This is a genomic window from Flavobacteriaceae bacterium (genome assembly GCA_003443635.1).
GTDB lineage: Bacteria > Bacteroidota > Bacteroidia > Flavobacteriales > Flavobacteriaceae > AU392.
Genome location: CP031964.1, coordinates 1,754,622 through 1,777,136 on the forward strand (window position 1 = coordinate 1,754,622; position 22,515 = coordinate 1,777,136).

At 31.1% G+C, this 22,515-nt stretch carries 17 protein-coding genes; 15 read left to right on the plus strand and 2 right to left on the minus strand.

What is annotated here, in order from left to right; genetic code table 11:
• Nucleotides 1–20: 20 nt before the first annotated feature.
• On the minus strand, nucleotides 21–1,748 hold the full coding sequence (locus D1817_08015) for a hypothetical protein (protein ID AXT19826.1): 1,728 nt from the start codon (nucleotides 1,746–1,748) through the stop codon (nucleotides 21–23).
• A gap of 126 nt (nucleotides 1,749–1,874) precedes the next feature.
• Between D1817_08015 and D1817_08020 the strand changes: the two genes are divergently transcribed.
• A complete protein-coding gene (locus D1817_08020) occupies nucleotides 1,875–2,381 on the plus strand; it encodes a nuclear transport factor 2 family protein (GenBank protein ID AXT19827.1) in 507 nt (168 codons plus the stop codon).
• A 22-nt stretch (nucleotides 2,382–2,403) separates the two neighbouring features.
• Here the strand turns inward: D1817_08020 and D1817_08025 are convergent, their stop codons facing one another.
• The gene (locus D1817_08025; GenBank protein AXT19828.1) at nucleotides 2,404–3,759 is read right to left on the minus strand and encodes a DEAD/DEAH box helicase; all 1,356 of its coding nucleotides are present in this window, start codon (nucleotides 3,757–3,759) and stop codon (nucleotides 2,404–2,406) included.
• A 100-nt stretch (nucleotides 3,760–3,859) separates the two neighbouring features.
• Between D1817_08025 and pabB the strand changes: the two genes are divergently transcribed.
• From pabB to D1817_08095, 14 genes are all read left to right on the plus strand, one after another.
• Entirely contained in the window at nucleotides 3,860–5,200 is a 1,341-nt protein-coding gene (pabB, locus tag D1817_08030; GenBank protein AXT19829.1) for an aminodeoxychorismate synthase component I, read from the plus strand.
• Between the two features lie 30 nt (nucleotides 5,201–5,230).
• Nucleotides 5,231–6,556 (plus strand): tRNA lysidine(34) synthetase TilS, encoded by a 1,326-nt coding sequence (gene tilS, locus D1817_08035; GenBank protein ID AXT19830.1) that lies wholly within the window; start codon nucleotides 5,231–5,233, stop codon nucleotides 6,554–6,556.
• Nucleotides 6,543–7,505: an alpha/beta fold hydrolase gene (locus D1817_08040; GenBank protein ID AXT19831.1), complete on the plus strand. Its 963-nt coding sequence runs from the start codon at nucleotides 6,543–6,545 to the stop codon at nucleotides 7,503–7,505. The genes tilS and D1817_08040 overlap by 14 nt, the downstream gene beginning before the upstream one ends.
• A 99-nt stretch (nucleotides 7,506–7,604) precedes the next feature.
• A complete protein-coding gene (locus tag D1817_08045) occupies nucleotides 7,605–9,482 on the plus strand; it encodes a hypothetical protein (GenBank protein AXT19832.1) in 1,878 nt (625 codons plus the stop codon).
• On the plus strand, nucleotides 9,475–10,215 hold the full coding sequence (locus D1817_08050; GenBank protein ID AXT19833.1) for a DNA-binding response regulator: 741 nt from the start codon (nucleotides 9,475–9,477) through the stop codon (nucleotides 10,213–10,215). Before D1817_08045 ends, D1817_08050 begins: the two co-directional genes overlap by 8 nt.
• 100 nt (nucleotides 10,216–10,315) lie before the next feature.
• Nucleotides 10,316–11,077: a hypothetical protein gene (locus D1817_08055; GenBank protein AXT19834.1), complete on the plus strand. Its 762-nt coding sequence runs from the start codon at nucleotides 10,316–10,318 to the stop codon at nucleotides 11,075–11,077.
• A 212-nt stretch (nucleotides 11,078–11,289) separates the two neighbouring features.
• Nucleotides 11,290–12,906, plus strand: coding sequence for a hypothetical protein (locus D1817_08060; GenBank protein ID AXT19835.1), 1,617 nt, complete (start codon nucleotides 11,290–11,292; stop codon nucleotides 12,904–12,906).
• A 117-nt stretch (nucleotides 12,907–13,023) separates the two neighbouring features.
• Nucleotides 13,024–13,245: a hypothetical protein gene (locus tag D1817_08065; GenBank protein AXT19836.1), complete on the plus strand. Its 222-nt coding sequence runs from the start codon at nucleotides 13,024–13,026 to the stop codon at nucleotides 13,243–13,245.
• 523 nt (nucleotides 13,246–13,768) lie between these two features.
• Nucleotides 13,769–13,987 (plus strand): hypothetical protein, encoded by a 219-nt coding sequence (locus tag D1817_08070; GenBank protein ID AXT19837.1) that lies wholly within the window; start codon nucleotides 13,769–13,771, stop codon nucleotides 13,985–13,987.
• 55 nt (nucleotides 13,988–14,042) lie between these two features.
• Nucleotides 14,043–16,235 carry a peptidase domain-containing ABC transporter gene (locus tag D1817_08075; GenBank protein AXT19838.1) on the plus strand — a complete coding sequence of 731 codons (2,193 nt, stop codon included), beginning with the start codon at nucleotides 14,043–14,045 and terminating at the stop codon, nucleotides 16,233–16,235.
• An 11-nt stretch (nucleotides 16,236–16,246) separates the two neighbouring features.
• The gene (locus D1817_08080; GenBank protein ID AXT19839.1) at nucleotides 16,247–17,539 is read left to right on the plus strand and encodes an HlyD family efflux transporter periplasmic adaptor subunit; all 1,293 of its coding nucleotides are present in this window, start codon (nucleotides 16,247–16,249) and stop codon (nucleotides 17,537–17,539) included.
• Between the two features lie 86 nt (nucleotides 17,540–17,625).
• Complete coding sequence (locus tag D1817_08085) at nucleotides 17,626–17,859, plus strand: hypothetical protein (GenBank protein ID AXT19840.1); 234 nt, start codon at nucleotides 17,626–17,628, stop codon at nucleotides 17,857–17,859.
• Nucleotides 17,860–17,975: 116 nt separating this feature from the next.
• The gene (locus tag D1817_08090; protein AXT19841.1) at nucleotides 17,976–19,514 is read left to right on the plus strand and encodes an ATP-binding protein; all 1,539 of its coding nucleotides are present in this window, start codon (nucleotides 17,976–17,978) and stop codon (nucleotides 19,512–19,514) included.
• A 114-nt stretch (nucleotides 19,515–19,628) separates the two neighbouring features.
• Nucleotides 19,629–22,493, plus strand: a complete 2,865-nt coding sequence (locus D1817_08095) for an insulinase family protein (GenBank protein AXT19842.1) — start codon at nucleotides 19,629–19,631, stop codon at nucleotides 22,491–22,493.
• Nucleotides 22,494–22,515: the final 22 nt, after the last annotated feature.

Genomic DNA, 22,515 nt, shown 5'->3' on the forward strand with positions numbered 1-22,515 from the left:
CCTATTGCTGGTGATTAAAATTATTTAACCTTAGACCCATACAATTCAATATCTGCAGTTGTCCAATTTTCTTTAATTAGGCGTTCCATTTTAGTTATATTTTCAATGTCATCTAATTTTTCGTAGGCGAGTTTTAATCCATGGTATGCCCAACCATTTTTAGGAAGTCGTTTTAAATCTTCGTTATAAGTATCAATTGCATCATGATAGTTACCAGCTTTAATTTGTATATCTCCTAAATGATGTCTGATAGAAAAAAACCAATCAGGAGGTTCATTATAATTTAAGCTATCTTCTATAATAACAGCTTCTTTTAATAGAACACTACTTTTTTCAAAATCACCAGCTATTGCTAATAATTCGGCTTCTAAAACACGACTAGCAATTTGTATTAATGTTCCTACCGAATTAATATCCCAAATAGTAATTTCATTTAAACTTTCATCTTTAGCATAGCTTTTTAATGCAGATAACTCCATTTTGGCTTTCTCCAAATTATTGATATTGGCATAAGCCATGCCTTTAGCGTAATGTTGTATTGCTAAAGGATATTTAAGAGAACTAGATTCTTCTCGTTCTAAAATAAGATTCCATTTACCAAATTTTACCATAGAGTAATAGGGTATTACATAGTAATGCTGTAAAGTTCCCCAACCAGGTTCAGCCATAATATCTGGGTGAACATGTTCAGAAACTTTATTAGCTCCTATCATTGCCCAATGACTATTGCCTTCTAAAGCAGCAGTAGCTGCCATAAAATGATAATTATGAGGATAGTAGGCTAAAGGGTATGCACCTTGTGCATGGCATATCGTGACATAAGTACTATCTGCTTTTACGGCATTAATATTTGCAATAGTGCCTTTATGGTAATCTCCAGTTCTGATATAAACATGAGATGGCATATGTACCAAATGCCCAGCGCCAGGTACTGCACCATCATCAAATATTTTTGCAGAATGATATGCACGTTCTGGTGTATCTGAAGCTTCTACTGCATGAATATAAAAATGATTAGCACCAGGATGTTTGGGTGATTTTTCTATAATAGTTTCTAAAACAGAAACAATTGGTTTGGTCCATGCTTTTTCAGTGCCATCTTTTTCATTGAGGTCCCATGGGTGTAAATTCATAACAGATTCTGCATACATCGTAGCTATATCTAAATCATCTGGAAATTTATCTAATAAATCTTTTAAAGCTTCAGAATATGCAATATCTAAATACGAACGATCTTCAGGAGGTGATATCGCATAACGCTTAGCCATTGCTTGTATTAAACCTTGTTCTTTTTCTGTAGCATTTTTAGAAAGTTTTACAGCTTGTTGAATGGCATTATAGGCACGTTCATAATGATCATCTTCCATTCCTGCGTTATAATTAGGACCTAGTACATAAGCATAACCCCAAAATGCCATAGCACAATTGGGGTCGAGTTTTGTGGCATAAAAAAAAGAACGTGCAGCTTCTGCATGATTAAAACCATAAGCAAGAACTAAACCTTGGTTAAAATAGCGTTGTGCTAACTTATTTTTTGTGGAAATAGGATATTTTAAAACGTCTAATCCATCAAAAAGAGGAGCAATGTTGTCTTTTTTATACCAATCTACATCTGTTATACGTGGTGTACAACTGTATTTTGATTGAGGAGGGGATTTGGTAATAATATAATTTTCTGTAGTATTATTTTTTTTGCAGGAAGTTGTTAATAATAATAGGGCATAAAAAAGTAATGATAACTGTTTCATGATCTTAATTAATTGATTTATAGTTTTTTAATAAAATAAAGATACGAAAAATGTAATTGTCATTTCTCTACATCACTATGTTTTAAAATGATAGTAGTATATTTATTACATTAAAAACAGATTGTTATGAGAAACCTATTTACTTTGTTACTATTATGCTCAAATTTAATTATGGTAGCTCAATCAGATATTAAAACCATACAAAATGAAATTGATCAAACAGTTTGGAAACCTTTTCAAAAAGCATTTGAAACTTTAGATGCTAAAGCCTTAAATGCGATTTATGCAGAGAAAACACTTAGAGTAACACCTCAAGGAATTGATACTAAAGAGGCATACAAATCATTAAATGTTGAACGCTTTAAAGCATCAAAAGATGGTAATGTTTCTATTAAATTAGATTTTTGGTTTGATAGCCGCTTTACTAATGGAGATACTTCTTACGAAGTTGGATTTTACAGAATCGCAGCTACGATAAATGGACAAACTAATAACAGTTATGGACAATTTCATATTGTAATAAAAAAAATAAATGATATTTGGAAAATCACTCAAGATTGGGATACGACTACAATTAATGGTCATATAATTGATAATACTGATTTTGAAAAACAGTTACCTTTAAAATTTTGACTAAAAGATTATTGACATTTAGTTATTTTCTCTTATTACGTCTGTTATAGTTTTTATCTCCTCTAGTTTTAGGTTTTTTATATTTTTGAGCAATCTTAAATTTATATGAGCCTCCAAGGTTTTCTTTTTGATTCTTTTCTGATTTCTCATGAAATGCAGGGCCAGGAGCATTTTCGTCTGTTTTTCTTTTATGAGGATTATTAGGTTCTTTTAGCTGAGGGCGCTCTTCTTCAATAAGCTCATTAGAAACTTCTACAGTTTCAGGAAAATCTAATACAGGAATATGTATATGCATCAATGCTTCTATATTTTCAATATATTCTTTTTCTTTTTCAGTAGAAAAAACAAGAGAAACCCCTTGTTTTTCAGCACGTCCAGTTCTACCAATCCTATGAATGTAATTTTCAGGATAATCAGGAGTATCAAAATTAATAACATGAGAAATATTATCGATATCTAAACCGCGAGCCATTACATCTGTAGCAATTAAAATCCTGTTTTCACCTTCTTCAAATTGTTTGATACTGCGAAGCCTATAATTTTGTGTTTTGTTAGAATGAATTACGCAACACTCATCATGAAATAATTCTTCTAGCTGATCAAACAAGCGATCTGCCATTCGCTTATATGCTACAAAAATTAATACCTTAGAGTATACCTCTTCATTTTTTAATAAATGATTTAGTAAATTAACTTTGGTATAAAAATTAGGAGCATTAAAACGTTGTTGAGAAATATTCTCTAAAGGCGTACCAGAAACCGCTACAGAAACTCGTTTTGGGCTAATAAAGAATTCATCAATAATTGCATCAACATCTTTAGTCATAGTAGCAGAAAACATAATATTCTGCCTGCGCTGCGGTAAAATATCGAAAATATTAACTAGTTGATGTCTAAATCCTAAATCGAGCATTACATCAACTTCGTCAATAATTAATTTCTGAATAGATTTTAATTGCAATACACGACTTACTGCTAAATCATATAAACGCCCAGGGGTAGCTACTAAAATATCAATTCCCTCTGCAATTTGACGTTTTTGAGTATTAATATTAGTGCCTCCATATACTCCAAGGATACGCACATTAATATATTTAGATAATTTTTCGATTTCGTCAACCACTTGCACTACAAGCTCTCTTGTAGGAACCAGCACTAAAACTCTAGGATTATCTTGAGTAGAATATGCTAAGTTCCTAAGAATAGGAAGTGTATAAGCAAATGTTTTTCCTGTTCCAGTTTGCGCAATACCTACAACATCTTTTCCAGAACCAATAATACTAAAGGATTTTTCTTGAATTGGTGTAGGGTATATAAACCCTAAATCATCAATAGCATTGTATAAAGGCGTGGTTAATTTTAAGTCTTGGAAAGTCACATCAAAAATTTAAGCAACAAAGGTAATGTATTCTTTAATAATGTGTGGTTTATTATTCTTATCTGATTAACTTTACACGCTTAAAGAATCTTAAATTCTATTGCGAACAAAACAAATAATATCGTTTGAAAATATTGAAGAGTTCAGTCAAAACTTATTGGCTTGGGCGCAGCAGTATAAAACTGTGGTTTGGTTAGACTCTAATAACTATAGTAAGAGTAAATCAAATTACGATATAATTTTAGCAGTTGGAGCACAGACGTTTTTAAAATCGGAAGTTACCAATGCTTTTGATAAACTAAAAAAATATCAAACAGAAGTAGAAGATTGGATCTTTGGCTATTTAACTTACGATTTGAAAAATGATGTTGAGAATTTAGAATCTAATAACTTTGATGGATTAAATTTTCCTGAGCTATACTTTTTTCAACCTCAAAAACTCTTTTTAATAAAAGGAAATCAAGTAGAAGTTCAATATTTAAAAACTATTGAAGATGATATTGAAAGTGACTTAAATATTATAAAAAACAAATGTCATTTCGAGCAATATCAAAAAACTGCAACGAACGATATTAAAATAAAACTACGTATTCATAAAGATGAATATTTCGATAAGGTAAACAAAGTGTTAGCACATATACATCGAGGTGATATTTATGAAGCTAATTTTTGCCAGGAATTTTATGCTGAAAACACGGAGATTAGCCCTTTAAATATCTATAATAAATTAGATGAAATATCACAAGCTCCTTTTGCTACTTTTTTAAGACTAGATGATAAATATTTATTGTCTGCTTCACCTGAACGTTATATTAAGAAAGAGGGTTTAAAAGTTACATCACAACCTATAAAAGGTACAGCAAAACGTTCTAATAATTTTGAAGAAGATTATAAACTAAAGGAAGATTTAAAAAAAGATACTAAAGAACGTAGCGAAAATATAATGATTGTAGATTTAGTAAGAAACGATTTGTCACAAACTGCAATTAAAGGAAGTGTTACTGTTGAGGAATTATGCAAGGTATATTCTTTTAAGCAAGTACATCAAATGATTTCTACGGTGACTTCAAAAGTGAATGAGAAAATACATCCAGTAGACATTATTAAAACAACTTTTCCTATGGGAAGTATGACAGGTGCTCCAAAAATTTCAGCAATGCGTATTATTGAAGCATTAGAAGAAACTAAACGTGGGTTGTATTCTGGAGCAGTAGGTTATTTTATGCCTAACAATGATTTTGATTTTAATGTTATTATTCGCAGCATTTTATATAATGAATCAAAAAAGTATGTGTCTTATTCTGTTGGTGGAGCAATTACTGCAAAAAGTGACCCTTTAAAAGAATATGAAGAATGTTTAGTAAAAGCAAAGGCGATGCGAGAAGTTTTGGAAGATCAAACTTTTAAATATCAAAAATCAATCCTCAAAATTGTAAATTAGTAATTTAAAAAACAAAAGTGACTCATAATTTTGTTAGATCAGTTCAAAAATCATATTAATCAAAACTTATCGTTTTTAACTGATAGCAAACTTCTTATCGCTATTTCTGGAGGAATGGATAGTGTTATGCTAACCCATTTATGCTATCAGTTAAAGTTAAACATTGTTTTAGCTCATTGTAATTTTAACCTTAGAGGAGATGAAAGCGATAAGGATGAGAGTTTTGTAATAGAATTTGCTGAGGACATAGGAATAGAAGTTTTTGTACAGAATTTTGATACTATAACTTATGCAAAAGAAAATAAGTTGTCGATACAAATGGCAGCACGCGAATTACGATACGATTGGTTTAATGATTTGGTAGAACAATTAGAATTTGACTATATACTAACTGCACACCATGCTGATGATAATCTAGAAACATTTCTAATTAATTTGTCTAGAGGTACTGGTTTGGAAGGTTTAACTGGAATCCCTGTAGTTAATGAAAATATTGTAAGGCCATTATTACCGTTTTCAAGAAAAGATATTAATAAGTATTTAGAGTTTAATAAATTGACTTATAGAGAAGATAGTAGTAATTCTTCAACTAAATATTTGAGAAATAAACTACGTCATGAAGTACTTCCAGTTTTAAAAGAAATTAACCCTCAACTTCTAGAAAGTTTTAATAAGACACAAAACCATTTAAAGGATTCACTAGAAATTATAAACGATAGAATAGATACAATTTCAAATAAAGTGATCGATGTTATTTCAGAAAAAGAGATTCATTTTAATATTGAAAAAATAAAAAAATTAGACCATTCTAAAGCTTATTTATATGAATTGCTAAAGGGTTTTAATTTTACTGAATGGAATGATATATACCATCTACTGCAAGCTCAATCTGGGAAACAAGTGTATTCAAGTACACATCGTTTACTTAAAGATCGAGAGGTATTAATTTTGACGAAGAAAGATATTAATGAAAAACAAATCATCTATATTAAAGAAAAAGAAAAAGAAATAGTGACACCTTTAGGTATTTTATTTATTGATAATGTAGATGCTGTTTTAGAAAAAAACTCTAATAATATAGTTTATTTAGACGCCGATAAGTTTAAATACCCATTAATATTAAGGCAATGGAAAGATGGAGATTATTTTTATCCAGCAGGAATGCAAGGAAAAAAGAAGTTAAGTAAATATTTTAAAGACGAAAAACTATCACTTGTTGAAAAAGAGAATACATGGTTGTTATGTTCTGAAGAAGATATTATTTGGATTATAGGGAGGCGATTAGATAATCGTTTTAAAGCTACAAAAACTACAACTAACTGTAAAAAAATAACATTTAAAAATGCCTATAATTAAATCGGTTTATAATCCTCCGCTACCGTTTAAAAATGGACATTTTTCTACTATTTATTCTGCTTTATTACGAAATGTAAAAGATGTATTACAAGAGCGAGAACGGTTAAAACTTCCTGATGGCGACTTTTTAGATTTAGATTGGAGTTATACATCTACTAAAACAAAAAAACTCATTGTTGTTTTACATGGTTTAGAGGGTAATGCACAACGACAATACATGTTAGGAACTGCTAAAATTTTTAACCAAAATAATATAGATGCTGTTTGTGTAAACTTTAGAGGGTGTAGTGGAGAAGAGAATTTAAAATATAAATCATATCATTCTGGAGAAACTGAAGACTTAAAAGTAATACTTAATTATATAATAGATACAAAAGTATATAATGAGATTTATTTAAAGGGGTTTAGCCTAGGCGGTAATGTAATATTAAAATATTTAGGAGAAACTAACAATATTCCAAATCAAATAAAATCAGCAATATCAATCTCTGCACCTTGCCATTTACATGGATCGATGCTGGAACTACATAGGTTTAAAAATGTGTTATATAAAAATCGTTTTAAAAAGCATTTGAAACAGCATTTAAAATTAAAACAAAAGCAGTTTCCAGAAAAAGTAACTATAGAAGATATTAATCGTATTAAGACTCTTAAAGATTTTGATGATATTTACACTTCAAAAGCAAACGGATTTAAAAATGCCCTAGATTACTATGAAAAATCAAGTAGCCTTCAGTTTTTAAAATATATTAGTATACCTACATTAATTATTAATGCTCAAAATGACTCATTTTTATCTCCAGAATGTTTTCCTATTGCTGAAGTTAAAGCAAATTCGAATTTATATTTAGAAATACCAAAATATGGTGGACACGTTGGGTTTTATCAAAAAGGAGAGTTTTATTATAACGAAACTAGAGCTTTAGAGTTTGTGAATATTGAAATTTAGTTTAATAAAACTCTTGTTTTTACTATATCTATTAATAACAACATTTTTATGAGATTGATTGAAATAATATATTTTTAGCATATAAAAAACCATTTATTTATGATAAAGCATAACCATCTTTATATATTATTCTTTTTATTTATTTATGCTTGTAACTCTAATAGAATTAATACATCTAATGATTTAGAAGCAAAGATTCAAAGAATAATAACATTACAAAAAGAAGCTAAAGATAGTATTAGTGACTCTACATTAATCGATTTAAAAGAAGTAGATGATATCATTAATAATAACAAAAATATTCCAGATACTTTAAAAACTGAAAACATTTTTAGGAAAGGATATTACTTTAAGCAAGTTAAGAATTTGGATTCGGCTTCTTATTATTTTCATAAAACTATAGATGTTATAAATACACCTATAACTAGAGATAGGGAGCTGACATATTTTTGGAACACATGGCAATTAGATTTTGAAAAAGAAAATTATACAAATACTATTAGTGTTGCCAATAAATATATAAAATTAGTAGGGACAAGAAAAGATTATGATGGACTAAAACGAGCGTATAATATCCTTGAAAGAACTTATTTAGAGTTGAGGCAATATGATATTGCATTATTAAACAATGAGTTAGCACAGAAAACATCAAGTTTAGCTTTTGATATTGAAAGTGCTTGTATTACAGCAATATCTAGAGCGAATATTTATTATTATTACCTAAATAAAAGAGAAACAGCTTACCAAATATTAGATAGTATATCAAACTTAAGCGAGTATAATGATGAAGTAAAAAGGCAGCTATATAGGCAATATGGTATATTAAACTATGAAGATAGTAATTATGAAAAAGCTATTGCTAATTATAAAAAATCTTTAACGTTTTTAAAGAAGAATAAAAATATTGTAAACGATTTTGATACAGAAATGTTGCAAAGCTATACTAATATAGGAGAGGCATATATTGAATTAAAAGATTTAAAAATTGCAGATAAATATATAGATTCGGCAGATGTTCATGTTAATATAAATACCGACTTTAATGACCTTTCATTTTTAAATCAAAAAAAAATGATTTCTAATTATTTAGGACGAAAAGGAGTTGATAATGTATTAAATAGCTATAATAAATTATTGAATACTCAGAATGAATTTCATAAAAAACTTATTGGAGAACGATTACATGCACTTAATTCGGCTAATGAAAATGAAAAATTATTATCTAAAAAAAATCAAGCAATAGAGATAGAAAATATTAAACTTGAATCTAGGCAATTGTTTTTTATAATTTCATTTATCTTATTTTCTATTATCGGTTATTTATTCTTTAGACAAAGAAAATTTAGATTTGAAAAAGCAGAACTTAAAATGCAACAGCGTTTATTAAGATCGCAAATGAATCCTCATTTTACGTTTAATGCATTGTCAACTATCCAAAATGAAATAAAAAACAACAAAGAGTTAGCTTCAACATATTTATTAAAGTTCTCTAGATTATTAAGACTTATTTTTGAAAATTCGACACAAAATTATGTACAATTAGAAGATGAGTTAGAATTGCTCAAAAAGTATATGGATTTACAGTTAATGAGTTTTCCTTCAAGATTTACTTATAATATCACTTTAAATGATATAGATGAAGAAGATTTGTTGTTTATTCCACCTATGATAATGCAACCCTTTATAGAAAATAGTATCGAACATGGGTTTTTAGGAATTCATTATGAAGGGAAAATAGATATTTCTCTATCTCTTAATAATAAATTTATAAGCTGTAGCATTGATGATAATGGAATAGGTATAAATAAATCTAAATCTAAAAATAAAGAATCGATGTCTACAAAACTTATTTCAGATTTTATTTTTAAAACGACTCAATCAAGAATATCAGTTATAAACAAAAAAGAAATATCGGTAAATGAAACAGGTGTTAAAGTGGAATTTTTTATCCCTTATAAATTAACAGAGAATGGTTAGAGCTTTAATTATAGATGACGAATCTCAAATGCGAGATGACATTAGAAACAAAATAACAACTTATTTTAATAATGAAATTGAAATAATAGGAGAAGCTGATAGTGTGGTATCAGGCTTAGCTTCAATTAAAAAACTTGCCCCTGACTTATTATTTTTAGATGTGCATTTATCTGACGGGACTGCATTTGATATTTTAACACAGTTAACAAAAAAAGCATTTGATATAATATTTATAACTGGTTTTGATAATAATGCCATAAAAGCTATAAAAGTCGGCGCTTTAGATTATATTTTAAAACCTATTGATATAGAGGAGTTTAAAGAAGCTACAGTAAAAGCTATCAAAAATAAAATTACAGAAAACCCGATTGAAAAATTAATAGAAGTTTCTAATGAATATTTTAAGGGTATTGAAAAGCGTCGTATCATTTTAAAGACTGCTGATACTGTTTATGCTGTTTATGAAGATGATATACTTTATTGTAAATCTGAAGGGAACTACACAACTTTTCATACAATTCGATCAGAAAAAATAATAGTGTCAAAATCAATGAAAAAAAACCTTGAAATCCTTTCTGAAGATGTTTTTGTACGCTGTCATCAATCATATTTAATTAATAAAAAATATGCTTTAAAATATAATAAAAATGGAATACTTGTATTAAGTCAAGGTATAAAAATACCTGTTTCTAGTAGAAGAAAAGATTATACTCTTAAAAAAGTTTTTGACTAACGTATTTGAAGTTAATTATAACGCTTTTGAAATAAAGTCTATCGTATATATAAATGACTAATTATATTTTGTAATTAAGTTTTATATTGTTTTTTAAATGATGAAAAATCGAAAATTTATGAAAAAACACACCTGTAAAATTTTAACATTACTTTATCTATGTTTCTCCTGTCAAACGGATGATAATATAGTAATTGAAGAAAACATTTTTAGTAACGAATTAAATCAGAATGCGATAATTAGTTTGTCAGAAATATCAAATGAACCCCATCTTTTAAATAGAAAAACAGAACAATTAGAGAATCAAATGCAGTGGACTGCATTTTTAGTAGGAGAAACTTTGGTTTCTAATAGATTAGCTGAAAATGAGTTTGTTAATGTTTTAAGTATTCAAAACTCTAATACTATAAATTTGAGAGATTTACTTTTATCAATCAATAATAATTCTGCTTTTAAAAAGGCTTTTAGGAAACAATTCGATATATATTTAATCCCTCAAAATGAATGCGGTAGACCTAGAGGAGGCCCAGTGCTTACTGGAGGCCCAGGAGGAGGTTCTAATGAGTTAAAATTTTTGAACTTTATTAACTATTTAACAGTAATTAATTGTATAGAGCTTTATTTACCACATGGATATAATGCTTCTATAGCAGAAAATTATTCATCTGCTCATCCTTTAAATGCAATTCACTCAAATACGGCTTATATTCATCCTAGAGATTGCATAAATGATGATGTTCAAATATCACCGTTTAATTTGTTAAATGATAGTAATGTTATAATAGCTAGGCCATTAAGATCTAGTAATTGTAATTATGAAGAATATTCTGAAATTGATTTCACAGATTTTTTAAGTAATTAAGTAAATAGAAATAGTATTAAAATTTTAAAACTCCTTATAGAATTAATTCTATAAGGAGTTTTTTATTATTTAAAAACTGCTTGATAATCATTTAATATAAAAACGAATATGAAATAACTTACTTCGTTTATGAATCCTCTATTGTATGATTTTTTAATTAATATAATATTTAAACTAATTATTGAAAACATGAATTTAAAGAGTAGATTACTGTGAACAATTCCTTAGCAACTCAGGTAGAACTATTATTATTTAACAATGCCATCTCTTGTGATAAAGAAGAGTTATCCTTTCAAATAGAAAGCCATCCTTCCTATCCAAGTCTACATTCCATAACAGGAGTCCTAGATCATTTTAATATCGATAACATCGCTCTGGATGTCCCCATCAATCAAGAAACACTATCGCAACTCCCTAATTGTTTCTTAGCTCAGATCAAAGATGAAAGCGGAATGAGTTTTGTTATTGTGAACAACAATAATGAAGTTTATAATCTCATCTCTGGTGATAAGAAAAAACAAAATGTGTCCTCTAGTGAGTTTCTAGAGAAATTTACCGGCATCATCGTCGCTGTCGAAAAAACAGAAGGTATTGAACTTAAAAAAAATGACACCTCTAAAGTAAATACTATTCTTATCTCTTTATCTCTAATGCTCTTAGCTGGTCTTTTTATTAAAGTGAGCTCCAGCTTAAGTACTGCTGTCTACTTTTTATTATCTGCCATAGGTGTCTATATAAGTAGAGCTATTATAAAACAAGAACTGGGTGAACAATCTCTCTTAGGGGATGCCTTCTGTTCTCAATCTACTAATACAGGTAACAGTTGTAATTCTGTATTATCTTCTAAAGGAGCTCAATTTGGAAGGTATAAGCTAAGTGATTTTAGTATGATTTACTTTATTGGTCTATTGCTATCTACATTACTATTAACACTTATTGCAAGTAGTTTAACTATCGTATTTATTTTTAGTTTAATTGCCATTCCTGTGACATTGTATTCTATTTACTATCAATATGCAGTAGTCAAACAATGGTGTTTCTTATGTTTAAGTGTTACCGCCGTACTTTGGATTCAGGCTGCTCTTATTCTTTCTCTTAATTATAATTCTATTGTACTTTCTAATATTACTCTAAATGCTCTACTGGTGAGCTCCTTTAGTTTCTTATCTGTGTTTACCATCTGGAATATACTCTCTCCTAATATTAAACTCATCAAAGAACTTAAAGAGTCTAAGATCAAGTATTTTAAGTTTAAAAGAGATTACAGCTTGTTTGAGGCTTTATTAAATAAATCTACAGTTGTAGATACTACTATTACAGGTGCGTCTGAAGTTGTTTTCGGAAATCCTGAGGCACCTTTAAACATTACACTTATCACAAGTCCGTTTTGTGGGCATTGTAAACCTGTACATACCTTAATAGAACAGGTATTAAAAAAACATTCTGAAGAGGTTCAGATACACATTCGTTTTAGTACTCACCAGGATAATACGCCTTTAATTAATATTACCAGCAGGTTGTTGGAGTTGTATCATACTGAAAGCAAAGCAAAATGTTTAGAGGCCATGCATGACATCTATGGAGGCTTAACGTCTGAACAGTGGTTTAATAAGTGGGGAGAAACTAATAACAGAGCACCTTATTTAAATACGCTTAAACTAGCTAGTGAATGGTGTAAGGACAAAAACATCAACTTCACTCCTGAGATCTTAATAAACGGACGTTCTTTCCCTAAAGAATACGAACGTTCTGAACTGATCTATTTTATTGAAGATCTCTATGAAAATGCTAACCTGAAACAAACTAACACTTTACATAAAACTGTATAAATAAGTAAAGCCCAATTAAGGGCTTTACTGAACAAGATATTCTCTCGCGAAGAATAGACACAATTTGTGAGTGTCTTTAAATGTTCACAGCAAATATAATTTATTAATCATTTTATTATGAAAAATTTGAAAAAATTAAAAGGTGTTAAACCACTTACTAGAAAAGAACAGCAAACTATCAACGGTGGTGAATTAAATGCCGGTGGTGGGCTAACTGCCAGAGAAATAGCAAGGAAAAACGCTTGCGAAAGCGGAGGGGGTTATTTTTCTTGCCTTATTTACTCGTCAGGCCAACGATTTTGTTCTTGTAGCTGCCCAAGTAGCTGTAATCAACTATAGAACTTAACTATATCTTAGTAGTCGATTCATAATTATTGAATCGACTACTTCTATCAAAGAAAACTTGACATTAATACAATTTTTAAATATTGTAGTGATTTAAACTTTTTAGAAAACTAAAAAAGTGAAAGCGCTTACTAGAAAGGAACAAGAATTTATTAGTAGAGATTGTGAAGACTCAAATCATAGATAGTTGCGCTGAAAGTTACTGTAGATTATATAGGGATTAGTTGTTTGTGAGTGTACAAAAGATTGAAATACATAAATGCTACTGACCATTCTGTTTTGTAAGGAACTATAAATAAACTAAAAGAATGATAAGTTCTTTTTTACAAGCAAATCGAAACTAATAATTATAACTATTAATGATTGTAAGACTTTAATTAAATAAAGATACTGTCATAAGATCTAGTTGAAAATCAATTTAAACTAGGGATTAATAATATTCTCTCGCGAAGAATAGACACAATTTGTGAGTGTCTTTAAATGTTCACAGCAAATATAATTTATTAATCATTTTATTATGAAAAATTTGAAAAAATTAGGTAAAACCCTAAACAGACAAGAACAAAAAACTATTAATGGAGGAGAGCTTACTATTACACCAACTGGATGTGGTAATAGAACGTGCGGTGTAGGCTGTGCATCTAATCAAGAATGTGTCGAAATTTTCTGTGGCCCTGGCCCCAATGATGTTATATCTTCTGAATTTCAATGCATCAGTATTGTAAATCATAAATAGTTAACGTTTTAAACTAGTTCAATTTTTTTTGAACTAGTTTTTTAAATTATATTTTTTGAGATTAAAATTTCCATTTTACAAACAAGCCGAGGCTAAAGACTGTGGCCCTACCTGTATTAAGATCATTGCCAAACATTATGGTAAGACCATTAGTGCACAACAATTACGTGAACTCTCCGAAACCACTCGTGAAGGAAGTAGTTTGCTTGGTCTTAGTGATGCAGTAGAATCTCTTGGCTTTCGCTCTCTTGGAGTGAAACTCTCTTTTGAGAAGTTAAAACAAGCCTCCTTCCCCTGTATTGTACATTGGAACAAGAACCACTATATCGTGGTCTATAAAATAAAAAAAGATACTGTCTATGTCTCTGATCCTGCTCATGGGCTATTAACATACTCCAAAACTGAGTTTATCAAGTTCTGGATCGGTAACAATGCCAATGACGCTACTGAAGAAGGCATTGCCTTACTCTTAGAACCCACACCCTTGTTCTACAACGAAGAGTTTGATGATGACAAACAATCCTTTGGCTTTGGATTTATCTTAAAGTATGTCTATAAATACAAACGGTTTGTCGTACAACTAGCCATTGGTCTGCTTGCTGGGAGTCTATTACAACTCATCTTCCCATTCTTAACTCAAAGTGTGGTCGATGTCGGTATTAAAAATCAAGATCTCAACTTTATCTATCTCGTACTTGCAGCTCAACTCTTCCTCTTTATTGGTAGAGCTTCCCTGGAAATTATTCGGTCTTGGATTCTTTTGCATCTCAGTACACGTATTAATATCTCTCTGATCTCTGATTTCTTTATAAAGCTCATGAAACTCCCCATCTCTTTCTTTGATGTACGAATGACAGGGGATCTATTACAACGCATTAACGATCATAAGCGTATTGAAAGGATTCTAACCACCTCCTCACTTACCATGTTGTTCTCTTTCTTTAATCTGATCGTCTTTAGTTTTGTGCTGGGCTATTACAGCTTACAAATCTTTAGTGTCTTCTTCTTTGGGAGTTTACTATATGTTGGATGGGTACTCTTCTTCTTTAAACGTAGAAAAGAACTCGACTACAAACGGTTTCATGAAGTCAGTAACGAGCAGAGTAAGGTCATTGAGCTTATCAATGGTATGCAAGAAATTAAACTCCACAATGCTGAAAAACGCATGCGATGGAACTGGGAGTTTGTACAGGCACGCCTCTTTAAGATCTCTACCAAGAATCTTGTCTTAGAACAAACACAATCCGTAGGATCTAATTTTATTAATGAGCTCAAGAACATGTTCATTACCATTCTCTCTGCTAAGTTAGTGGTTGATGGAGATATTACGCTGGGGGCCATGCTGGCCATTACCTCTATCGTAGGACAGCTCAATGCGCCTATCAGTCAGCTTATTAGTTTTATGAGAGATGTCCAAGATGCTAAAATCTCTTTAGATCGTTTAGGAGAAATTCACAATAAAGAGGATGAGGAATTAGCTACTGACGAAAAAGTGAAATCACTCCCTGAGAATTCAGGCATTCAACTCAATAATATCTCTTTTAGATATATCGGAAGCTTAGAGCCTGTGATCAAAGGATTGTCCTTAACCATCCCTGCTAATAAAACAACTGCTATTGTAGGAGTGAGCGGTAGTGGGAAAACCACACTGATGAAACTCTTACTCAGATTCTATGAAGTCGAGAAAGGGGATATATCGATCAATAATTTTAATCTCAATAATATCTCTCAAAAGGTATGGCGTGAGCACTGTGGGGTGGTCATGCAAGAGGGGTATATCTTTAATAATACTATTGCTCATAATATTGCAGTGGGACAGGATTATGTCGATAAAGATAAACTAGCGCATGCTATTGATGTGGCCAACATCTCTGATTATATTGATAATCTCCCCCTGGGGGTGAATACTAAAATAGGAACTGAAGGAACAGGTCTTAGTACTGGACAAAAACAGCGTTTGCTTATTGCTAGAGCAGTCTATAAAAATCCGAGATTTCTATTCTTTGATGAAGCCACCTCGGCATTGGATGCGAATAATGAAACGGTGATCATGAAAAAACTAAATACTTTTTTTAAAGATAAAACGGCTGTAGTGATTGCACACCGATTAAGTACGGTAAAAAACGCACATCAGATCGTAGTGCTTGATGGAGGAAAGATCGTAGAAATTGGAAATCATCAACAGCTCATTAAACTAAAAGGAAACTATTACAACCTAGTCAAAAATCAACTCGAATTGGGTGATTAAAATAAAACTATATGCCAGAAAACAGTCAACACATAGAACTCCGCAGTGAAGAAGTCCAAGAGATTCTTGAAGCCACTCCTTCTTGGATGATCCGTTGGGGGAACATCTTAGTATTATCTCTCATCCTGATGTTCCTCTTTATCTCCTGGTTTGTAAAATATCCAGATATCATTGCATCCCAAGCACTAATCACAACTATAATCCCTCCTCAAAAAGAATATGCCACAATAAACGGTAAAATAGCATCTATTCTGGTCTCTGATAATGACACAGTAAGCTCTGGAACTCCTCTTGCCATTCTAGAGAACACAGCTAACTACAATGATGTCTTTCTTCTCAAGTCTATTATAGATACCATTACTGTTAATAATAAATCCTTTGAGTTCCCTATTGCTTCCATCCCTGTTTTAAACCTAGGAGATATTCAACAAAACTACGCTACCTTTGAACTTGATTTCTTAAGATATATCAATAACAAAAAATATCAACCTTTCTCTAATGAAGAAAATGCAAATCTCATCTCTAAAAAAGAACTCACCTTTAGACTACAAGTACAAAAAGCACAATACGAATCTGGAAAAGCTGAACTAGCTCTTCAAAAAAAAGATCTTGATCGTAATAAGGATATGTTTAATAAAGGTCTTATTGCTGCTCAAGCTTATGAGAGAGAAGAGGCTAATTATATTCGAGCTGAAAGTAATTTAACAAGTATTAGCAATTCTATCTCTCAAACCAGAGAGGCCATTAGTAATGCTAATAAAGCATCTAAAACCACTACAATTAATAAATCTACAGAAGAGGTGCTGCTATTTAAAACGGCAGTTCAATCATTTAATCAATTAAAACGCGCTATTAAAGATTGGGAGCTGCGTTATGTCTTACAGTCTAATACTGATGGAAAGGTCTCTTTTTTAAATACATGGACGGTAAATCAAACTGTTAATCAAGGGGATCTGCTTTTTACCATTATCCCTAAGGAGAACTCTGCCTATATCGCTAAATTAAAAACACCTGCTCAAAACTCTGGGAAATTAAAAGTGGGACAAAGGGTAAATATTAAATTGCAAAACTATCCTGATACTGAGTTTGGAACGCTACAAGGGCATATTGAAAGTATTGCTTTATTTCCTGATGAGGAAGGATTGTATCTGGTAAATACCTCTTTACCTAAAACACTGATCACTTCTTATAAAAAAAAAATCCCTTTTAAACATGAAATGAATGGGAGTGCCGAAATTATTACTGAAGACTTGCGCCTTATTCAGCGCTTCTTCTCCCAACTTAAAAATGTGTTTAACAACTAAAAATATTCTCTCGCGAGGTAATTAGACACAAACTGTGAGTGTCTTTAAATGATCACAGATTTAAATAATTATTAAATCTTATTATTATGAAAAATTTAAAAAACCTAGGCAAAGCCCTAAACAAAAATGAACAAAAATTAATTAGTGGTGGTTTTGGAGGGGTACCTATTGCATCTACTTGTGATTACAATTCATTACAATCTTGTTTAAATGCTTGTACACGCCCAGGGACAGAATGTGCTCCTTGCGCTGATAATAATCCTACTCCTGGCACTTATGAGTGTAGAGTTAGCGGTTTTATTATACCTTTTGGAAGATAATAACTTTAAACTGTAATTTAAAAGAGAGCAGATATATCTGCTCTCTTTTTAGCTTAAAGAATAATTAAAATTAATATTTATTATTATTTTTCCTACATTTAAGCAAACTAATTTTTATGCTTAAAAAAGTTTTTGCTAGCGCGGTATTTGGAGTAGAAGCTTCAACAATTACAGTAGAAGTTAATGTAGATAAGGGAATTGGGTATCACTTAGTAGGCTTGCCTGATAATGCCATAAAAGAAAGTAATTATCGTATTGCAGCAGCTCTGCAAAATAATGGATATAAAATTCCTGGTAAAAAAATCACGATTAATATGGCACCAGCAGATTTAAGAAAAGAGGGAAGTGCTTACGATTTAACTTTAGCAATAGGAATTCTGGCTGCATCTAATCAAATTAATGCAGATAATCTTGAAAATTACCTTATTATGGGAGAATTATCTTTAGACGGTAGTTTGAAACCTATTAGAGGAGCTCTTCCTATTGCGGTAAAAGCTAGAGAAGAAGGTTTTAAAGGCTTTATTTTACCAAATCAAAATGCTAAAGAAGCTGCAATTGTTAATGATTTAAATGTTTACGGTGTAGATACAATTGAACAAGTTATTGATTTTTTTGATAAAGGAAAGTTATTAGAACAAACAATTATAGATACACGAGAAGAGTTTTATAAAAGCCTAAATTTCCCTGAATTTGATTTTAGTGATGTTAAAGGACAAGAAAGTATTAAACGTTGTATGGAAATTGCTGCAGCTGGAGGACATAATATTATTTTAATAGGACCACCAGGTGCTGGAAAGACAATGCTGGTAAAACGGCTGCCAAGTATTTTACCACCAATGACATTACACGAAGCATTAGAAACTACAAAAATTCATTCTGTAGTTGGACGTGTAAAAGAACATACAGGTTTAATGGCACAACGTCCATTTAGAAGCCCACATCATACAATTTCTAATGTTGCACTTGTAGGAGGAGGAAGTTACCCGCAACCAGGAGAAATATCACTATCACACAATGGTGTTTTGTTTTTAGATGAATTGCCAGAATTTAAGCGTGAAGTATTAGAGGTTATGAGGCAACCTTTAGAAGATCGAGAAGTAACTATTTCTAGAGCAAAATTTACAGTAACATACCCATCGTCGTTCATGTTAGTTGCTAGTATGAATCCAAGTCCGAGTGGTTATTTTAATGACCCTAATGCGCCAGTAACCTCATCTCCAGCAGAAATGCAACGCTATTTAAGTAAAATTTCAGGCCCTTTATTAGATCGTATTGATATACATATAGAAGTAACACCTGTACCATTTGAAGAATTGTCAAATGAGCGAAAAGGAGAATCATCTGTAGAAATTAGAAAACGAGTTACCGCTGCTAGAAAATTGCAAACAAATAGATTTAAAGATTCAGATAAAGTACACTATAACGCTCAAATGAATACAAAGCAAATTGCTAAGTATTGTGTATTAGATGGTGATTCAAAAGAATTACTTAAAACAGCTATGGAACGTTTAAACCTTTCGGCCAGAGCTTATGATCGTATTTTAAAAGTATCTAGAACAATAGCTGATTTAGAAACTTCAGAACATATTTCAAAAGAACATATTTCTGAAGCAATTCAATATAGGAGTTTAGATAGGGAAGGATGGTTAGGGTAATTTTTTAAATAAAATAATTTATAACTACTACCATTCAACGATTTAACATTCTATAAACAACAAAAACAATCAATTATACTTACATTTAAAGTCTAATCAGAAATCAAACATATTATGAGTAACATTAAATTTAAATCAATAACACTGTTTAGTGCTATATTGCTTTTAGCCTTTACTGCTTGTCAAAAAGATAGTAGTAGTGCTTCAGCGAGTGATAAATTATCTATTGATTTTGAAAAGTACGAGTTAGACAATGGTCTACAGGTGATTTTACATCAGGATAAGTCAGATCCAATAGTATCCTTGGCTATTCAGTACGATGTGGGTTCTAATAGAGAGAAAACAGGACGTACAGGATTTGCACATTTATTTGAACATATGCTGTTTCAAAAATCAGAAAATGTAGGTGAAGATCAATTCTTTAAAAAAATTCAAGATGCAGGAGGAACTCTAAATGGAGGGACTAGTAAAAATGCCACAACATATTATGAAGTGGTGCCTAAAAATGCATTAGAGAAGATATTATGGTTAGAGAGCGACCGCATGGGGTTCTTTATTAATACTGTGACTGAAGCTGCTTTTGTTAATCAGCAAGAAGTTGTGCAAAATGAAAAACGCCAGCGTGTAGATAATAACCCTTATGGGCATACTAATTGGGTGCTAGATAAAGCGATTTACCCGGAAGGGCATCCGTACAATTGGCAAGTTATTGGAGAGTTAATTGATTTACAAAGTGCAACTGTTGAAGATGTTATTGAATTTTATGATAATTTTTATGGACCTAACAATGCAACTTTAGTATTGGCAGGTGATTTTGAGACTGATGATGCAAAGGCATTAATAGATAAATATTTTGGTGAAATTAAGCGTCGTAAAGAAGTAGCGAAATTAGAACCACAACGCGTAACGTTAAACGAAACAAAGCGTTTATATCACGAAGATAATTTTGCTAGAGCTGCACAATTAAATATGGTTTGGCCTACTGTGGAGCAATATACAGATGATGCTTATGCGCTTCGTTTTTTAGGGCAATTATTGTCTGATGGTAAAAAAGCACCAATGTATGAAGTATTGGTAAAAGAAAAAGAGCTAACAAGTAATGCTGTAGCTTTTAATGGATCACAAGTATTGGCGGGAGCTTTTAGAGTAATTATTACTGCTAATAATGGTAAAAATTTAACAGATGTAGAAGCTGCAGTTTTAGAATCTTTCAAACGTTTTGAAGAAAAAGGCATTTCTGATCGCGACTTAGAGCGCCTAAAAGCTGGTTCTGAAACTAATTTCTATAATGGTATTAGTAGTGTCTTAGGAAAAGCATTTCAATTGGCAGGATATAGTGTGGCAACTGGAGATCCTGGCTTCGTGACTCAAGATATCGAAAACATCAAAGCGGTAACTAAAGAAGATATTATGCGCGTATATAACACGTATATAAAAGATAAGCCTTATGTGATTACTAGTTTTGTGCCTAAAGGACAAATGGATCTAATTGCTAGTAATTCTGTAAAAGCTGAAGTTGTTGAAGAAGAGATTAAAGAAAATGTTGAAACTGTAGTTGCAGAAGCTGAAGAAGAAATTAAAAAAACACCATCTAATTTTGATCGTTCTATAGAGCCAGCAGATGGAGAAACACCAAAATTAAATATACCTGAATCCTGGACAGCAGAATTGTCTAACGGAATGAAAGTGTATGGTATAGAACAAACCGAAATTCCTATTGTAAATTTTAATATCAGAATTGATGGTGGGCATTTACTGGATTCGTTTGATAAAATAGGTGTTGCAAACTTACTTTCTGATATTATGATGGAAGGAACTGCTAATAAAACGCCTGCAGAATTAGAAGAAGAAATAGATTTATTAGGGGCTTCTATTTTTATGTTTACAGGAAGAGAATCTATAGGTATTCAAGGAAATACTTTAGCACGTAATTTAGATAAAACATTGGCTTTAGTAGAAGAAATTTTATTACAACCACGTTGGGATGAAGAAGAGTTAAAACGTATTAAAACGAGTACTATTAACGGAATTAAACGCCGTGCTGCAAATCCTAATGCAGTCGCTAACATAGTAGCTAATAAGTTGCTTTATGGTGAAGATCATCCGTTTGCACACCCTACTAGTGGAACAGTAGAATCTGTAGAATCTATTACAATGGATGATTTAAAAGCATTTTATGAAAAAAATATATCACCTTCTATTAGTAATATCCATATTGTAGGTAGTATTAATAAAGATCAAGCAGTAGCGGCTTTAAGTAATTTAGAATCCAATTGGCCTGCAAAAGAAGTGACAATTCCTACATACGAAATTAAAAATAACAGAGACAAGGCATCATTATATTTTGTAGATATACCTAATGCTAAACAATCGGTTATTAATATTGGTTACCTTGGAATGAAACGTACAGATCCTGACTATTATGCAGCAACAGTAATGAACTATAAGTTAGGAGGATCGTTCTCAGGAAATGTAAACCTAATATTAAGAGAAGAAAAAGGATATACTTATGGAGCTCGTACTGGTTTTAGTGGAACCAATATCCCTGGAATATTTTCGGCATCATCTAGTGTACGTACCAATACTACATTTGAATCTGTAATGATTTTTAAAGAAGAGATCGAAAAGTATAAAAACGGGATTTCTCAAGAAGATTTAGATTTTACTAAAAATGCATTAATAAAATCGAATGCACGTCGCTTTGAAACACAAGGAGCTCTCTTAGGAATGTTGTCTACAATGAGTAATTATAACTTACCAGGCGATTATATTGCTAATGAAGAACAAATTGTATCTTCCATGACTTTAGATAAACATAAAGCTTTAGCAAACAAACATTTGGATGCTTCTAAAATGGGATATTTGGTTGTGGGTGATGCTGCAACACAATTCGCTAAATTTAAAGATGCTGGTTTTGATGAAGTTATTCTTTTGGATAAGGATGCTAAAGAGGTAAAGCTATCAGAAATTAAGCAATAAGAACTTTTATTTTTAAACATAA

What these genes read in the sequence shown, in the direction of transcription:
- D1817_08085 (AXT19840.1), top strand. Translation starts at nt 17,626, where the DNA reads ATGAAAAATTTAAAAAACCTAGGCAAAGCCCTAAACAAAAATGAACAA.
- D1817_08055 (AXT19834.1), top strand. Translation starts at nt 10,316, where the DNA reads ATGAAAAATCGAAAATTTATGAAAAAACACACCTGTAAAATTTTAACA.
- D1817_08090 (AXT19841.1), top strand. Translation starts at nt 17,976, where the DNA reads ATGCTTAAAAAAGTTTTTGCTAGCGCGGTATTTGGAGTAGAAGCTTCA.
- D1817_08045 (AXT19832.1), top strand. Translation starts at nt 7,605, where the DNA reads ATGATAAAGCATAACCATCTTTATATATTATTCTTTTTATTTATTTAT.
- D1817_08095 (AXT19842.1), top strand. Translation starts at nt 19,629, where the DNA reads ATGAGTAACATTAAATTTAAATCAATAACACTGTTTAGTGCTATATTG.
- D1817_08040 (AXT19831.1), top strand. Translation starts at nt 6,543, where the DNA reads ATGCCTATAATTAAATCGGTTTATAATCCTCCGCTACCGTTTAAAAAT.
- D1817_08020 (AXT19827.1), top strand. Translation starts at nt 1,875, where the DNA reads ATGAGAAACCTATTTACTTTGTTACTATTATGCTCAAATTTAATTATG.
- D1817_08070 (AXT19837.1), top strand. Translation starts at nt 13,769, where the DNA reads ATGAAAAATTTGAAAAAATTAGGTAAAACCCTAAACAGACAAGAACAA.
- D1817_08080 (AXT19839.1), top strand. Translation starts at nt 16,247, where the DNA reads ATGCCAGAAAACAGTCAACACATAGAACTCCGCAGTGAAGAAGTCCAA.
- D1817_08050 (AXT19833.1), top strand. Translation starts at nt 9,475, where the DNA reads ATGGTTAGAGCTTTAATTATAGATGACGAATCTCAAATGCGAGATGAC.
- D1817_08065 (AXT19836.1), top strand. Translation starts at nt 13,024, where the DNA reads ATGAAAAATTTGAAAAAATTAAAAGGTGTTAAACCACTTACTAGAAAA.
- D1817_08015 (AXT19826.1), bottom strand. Translation starts at nt 1,748, where the DNA reads ATGAAACAGTTATCATTACTTTTTTATGCCCTATTATTATTAACAACT.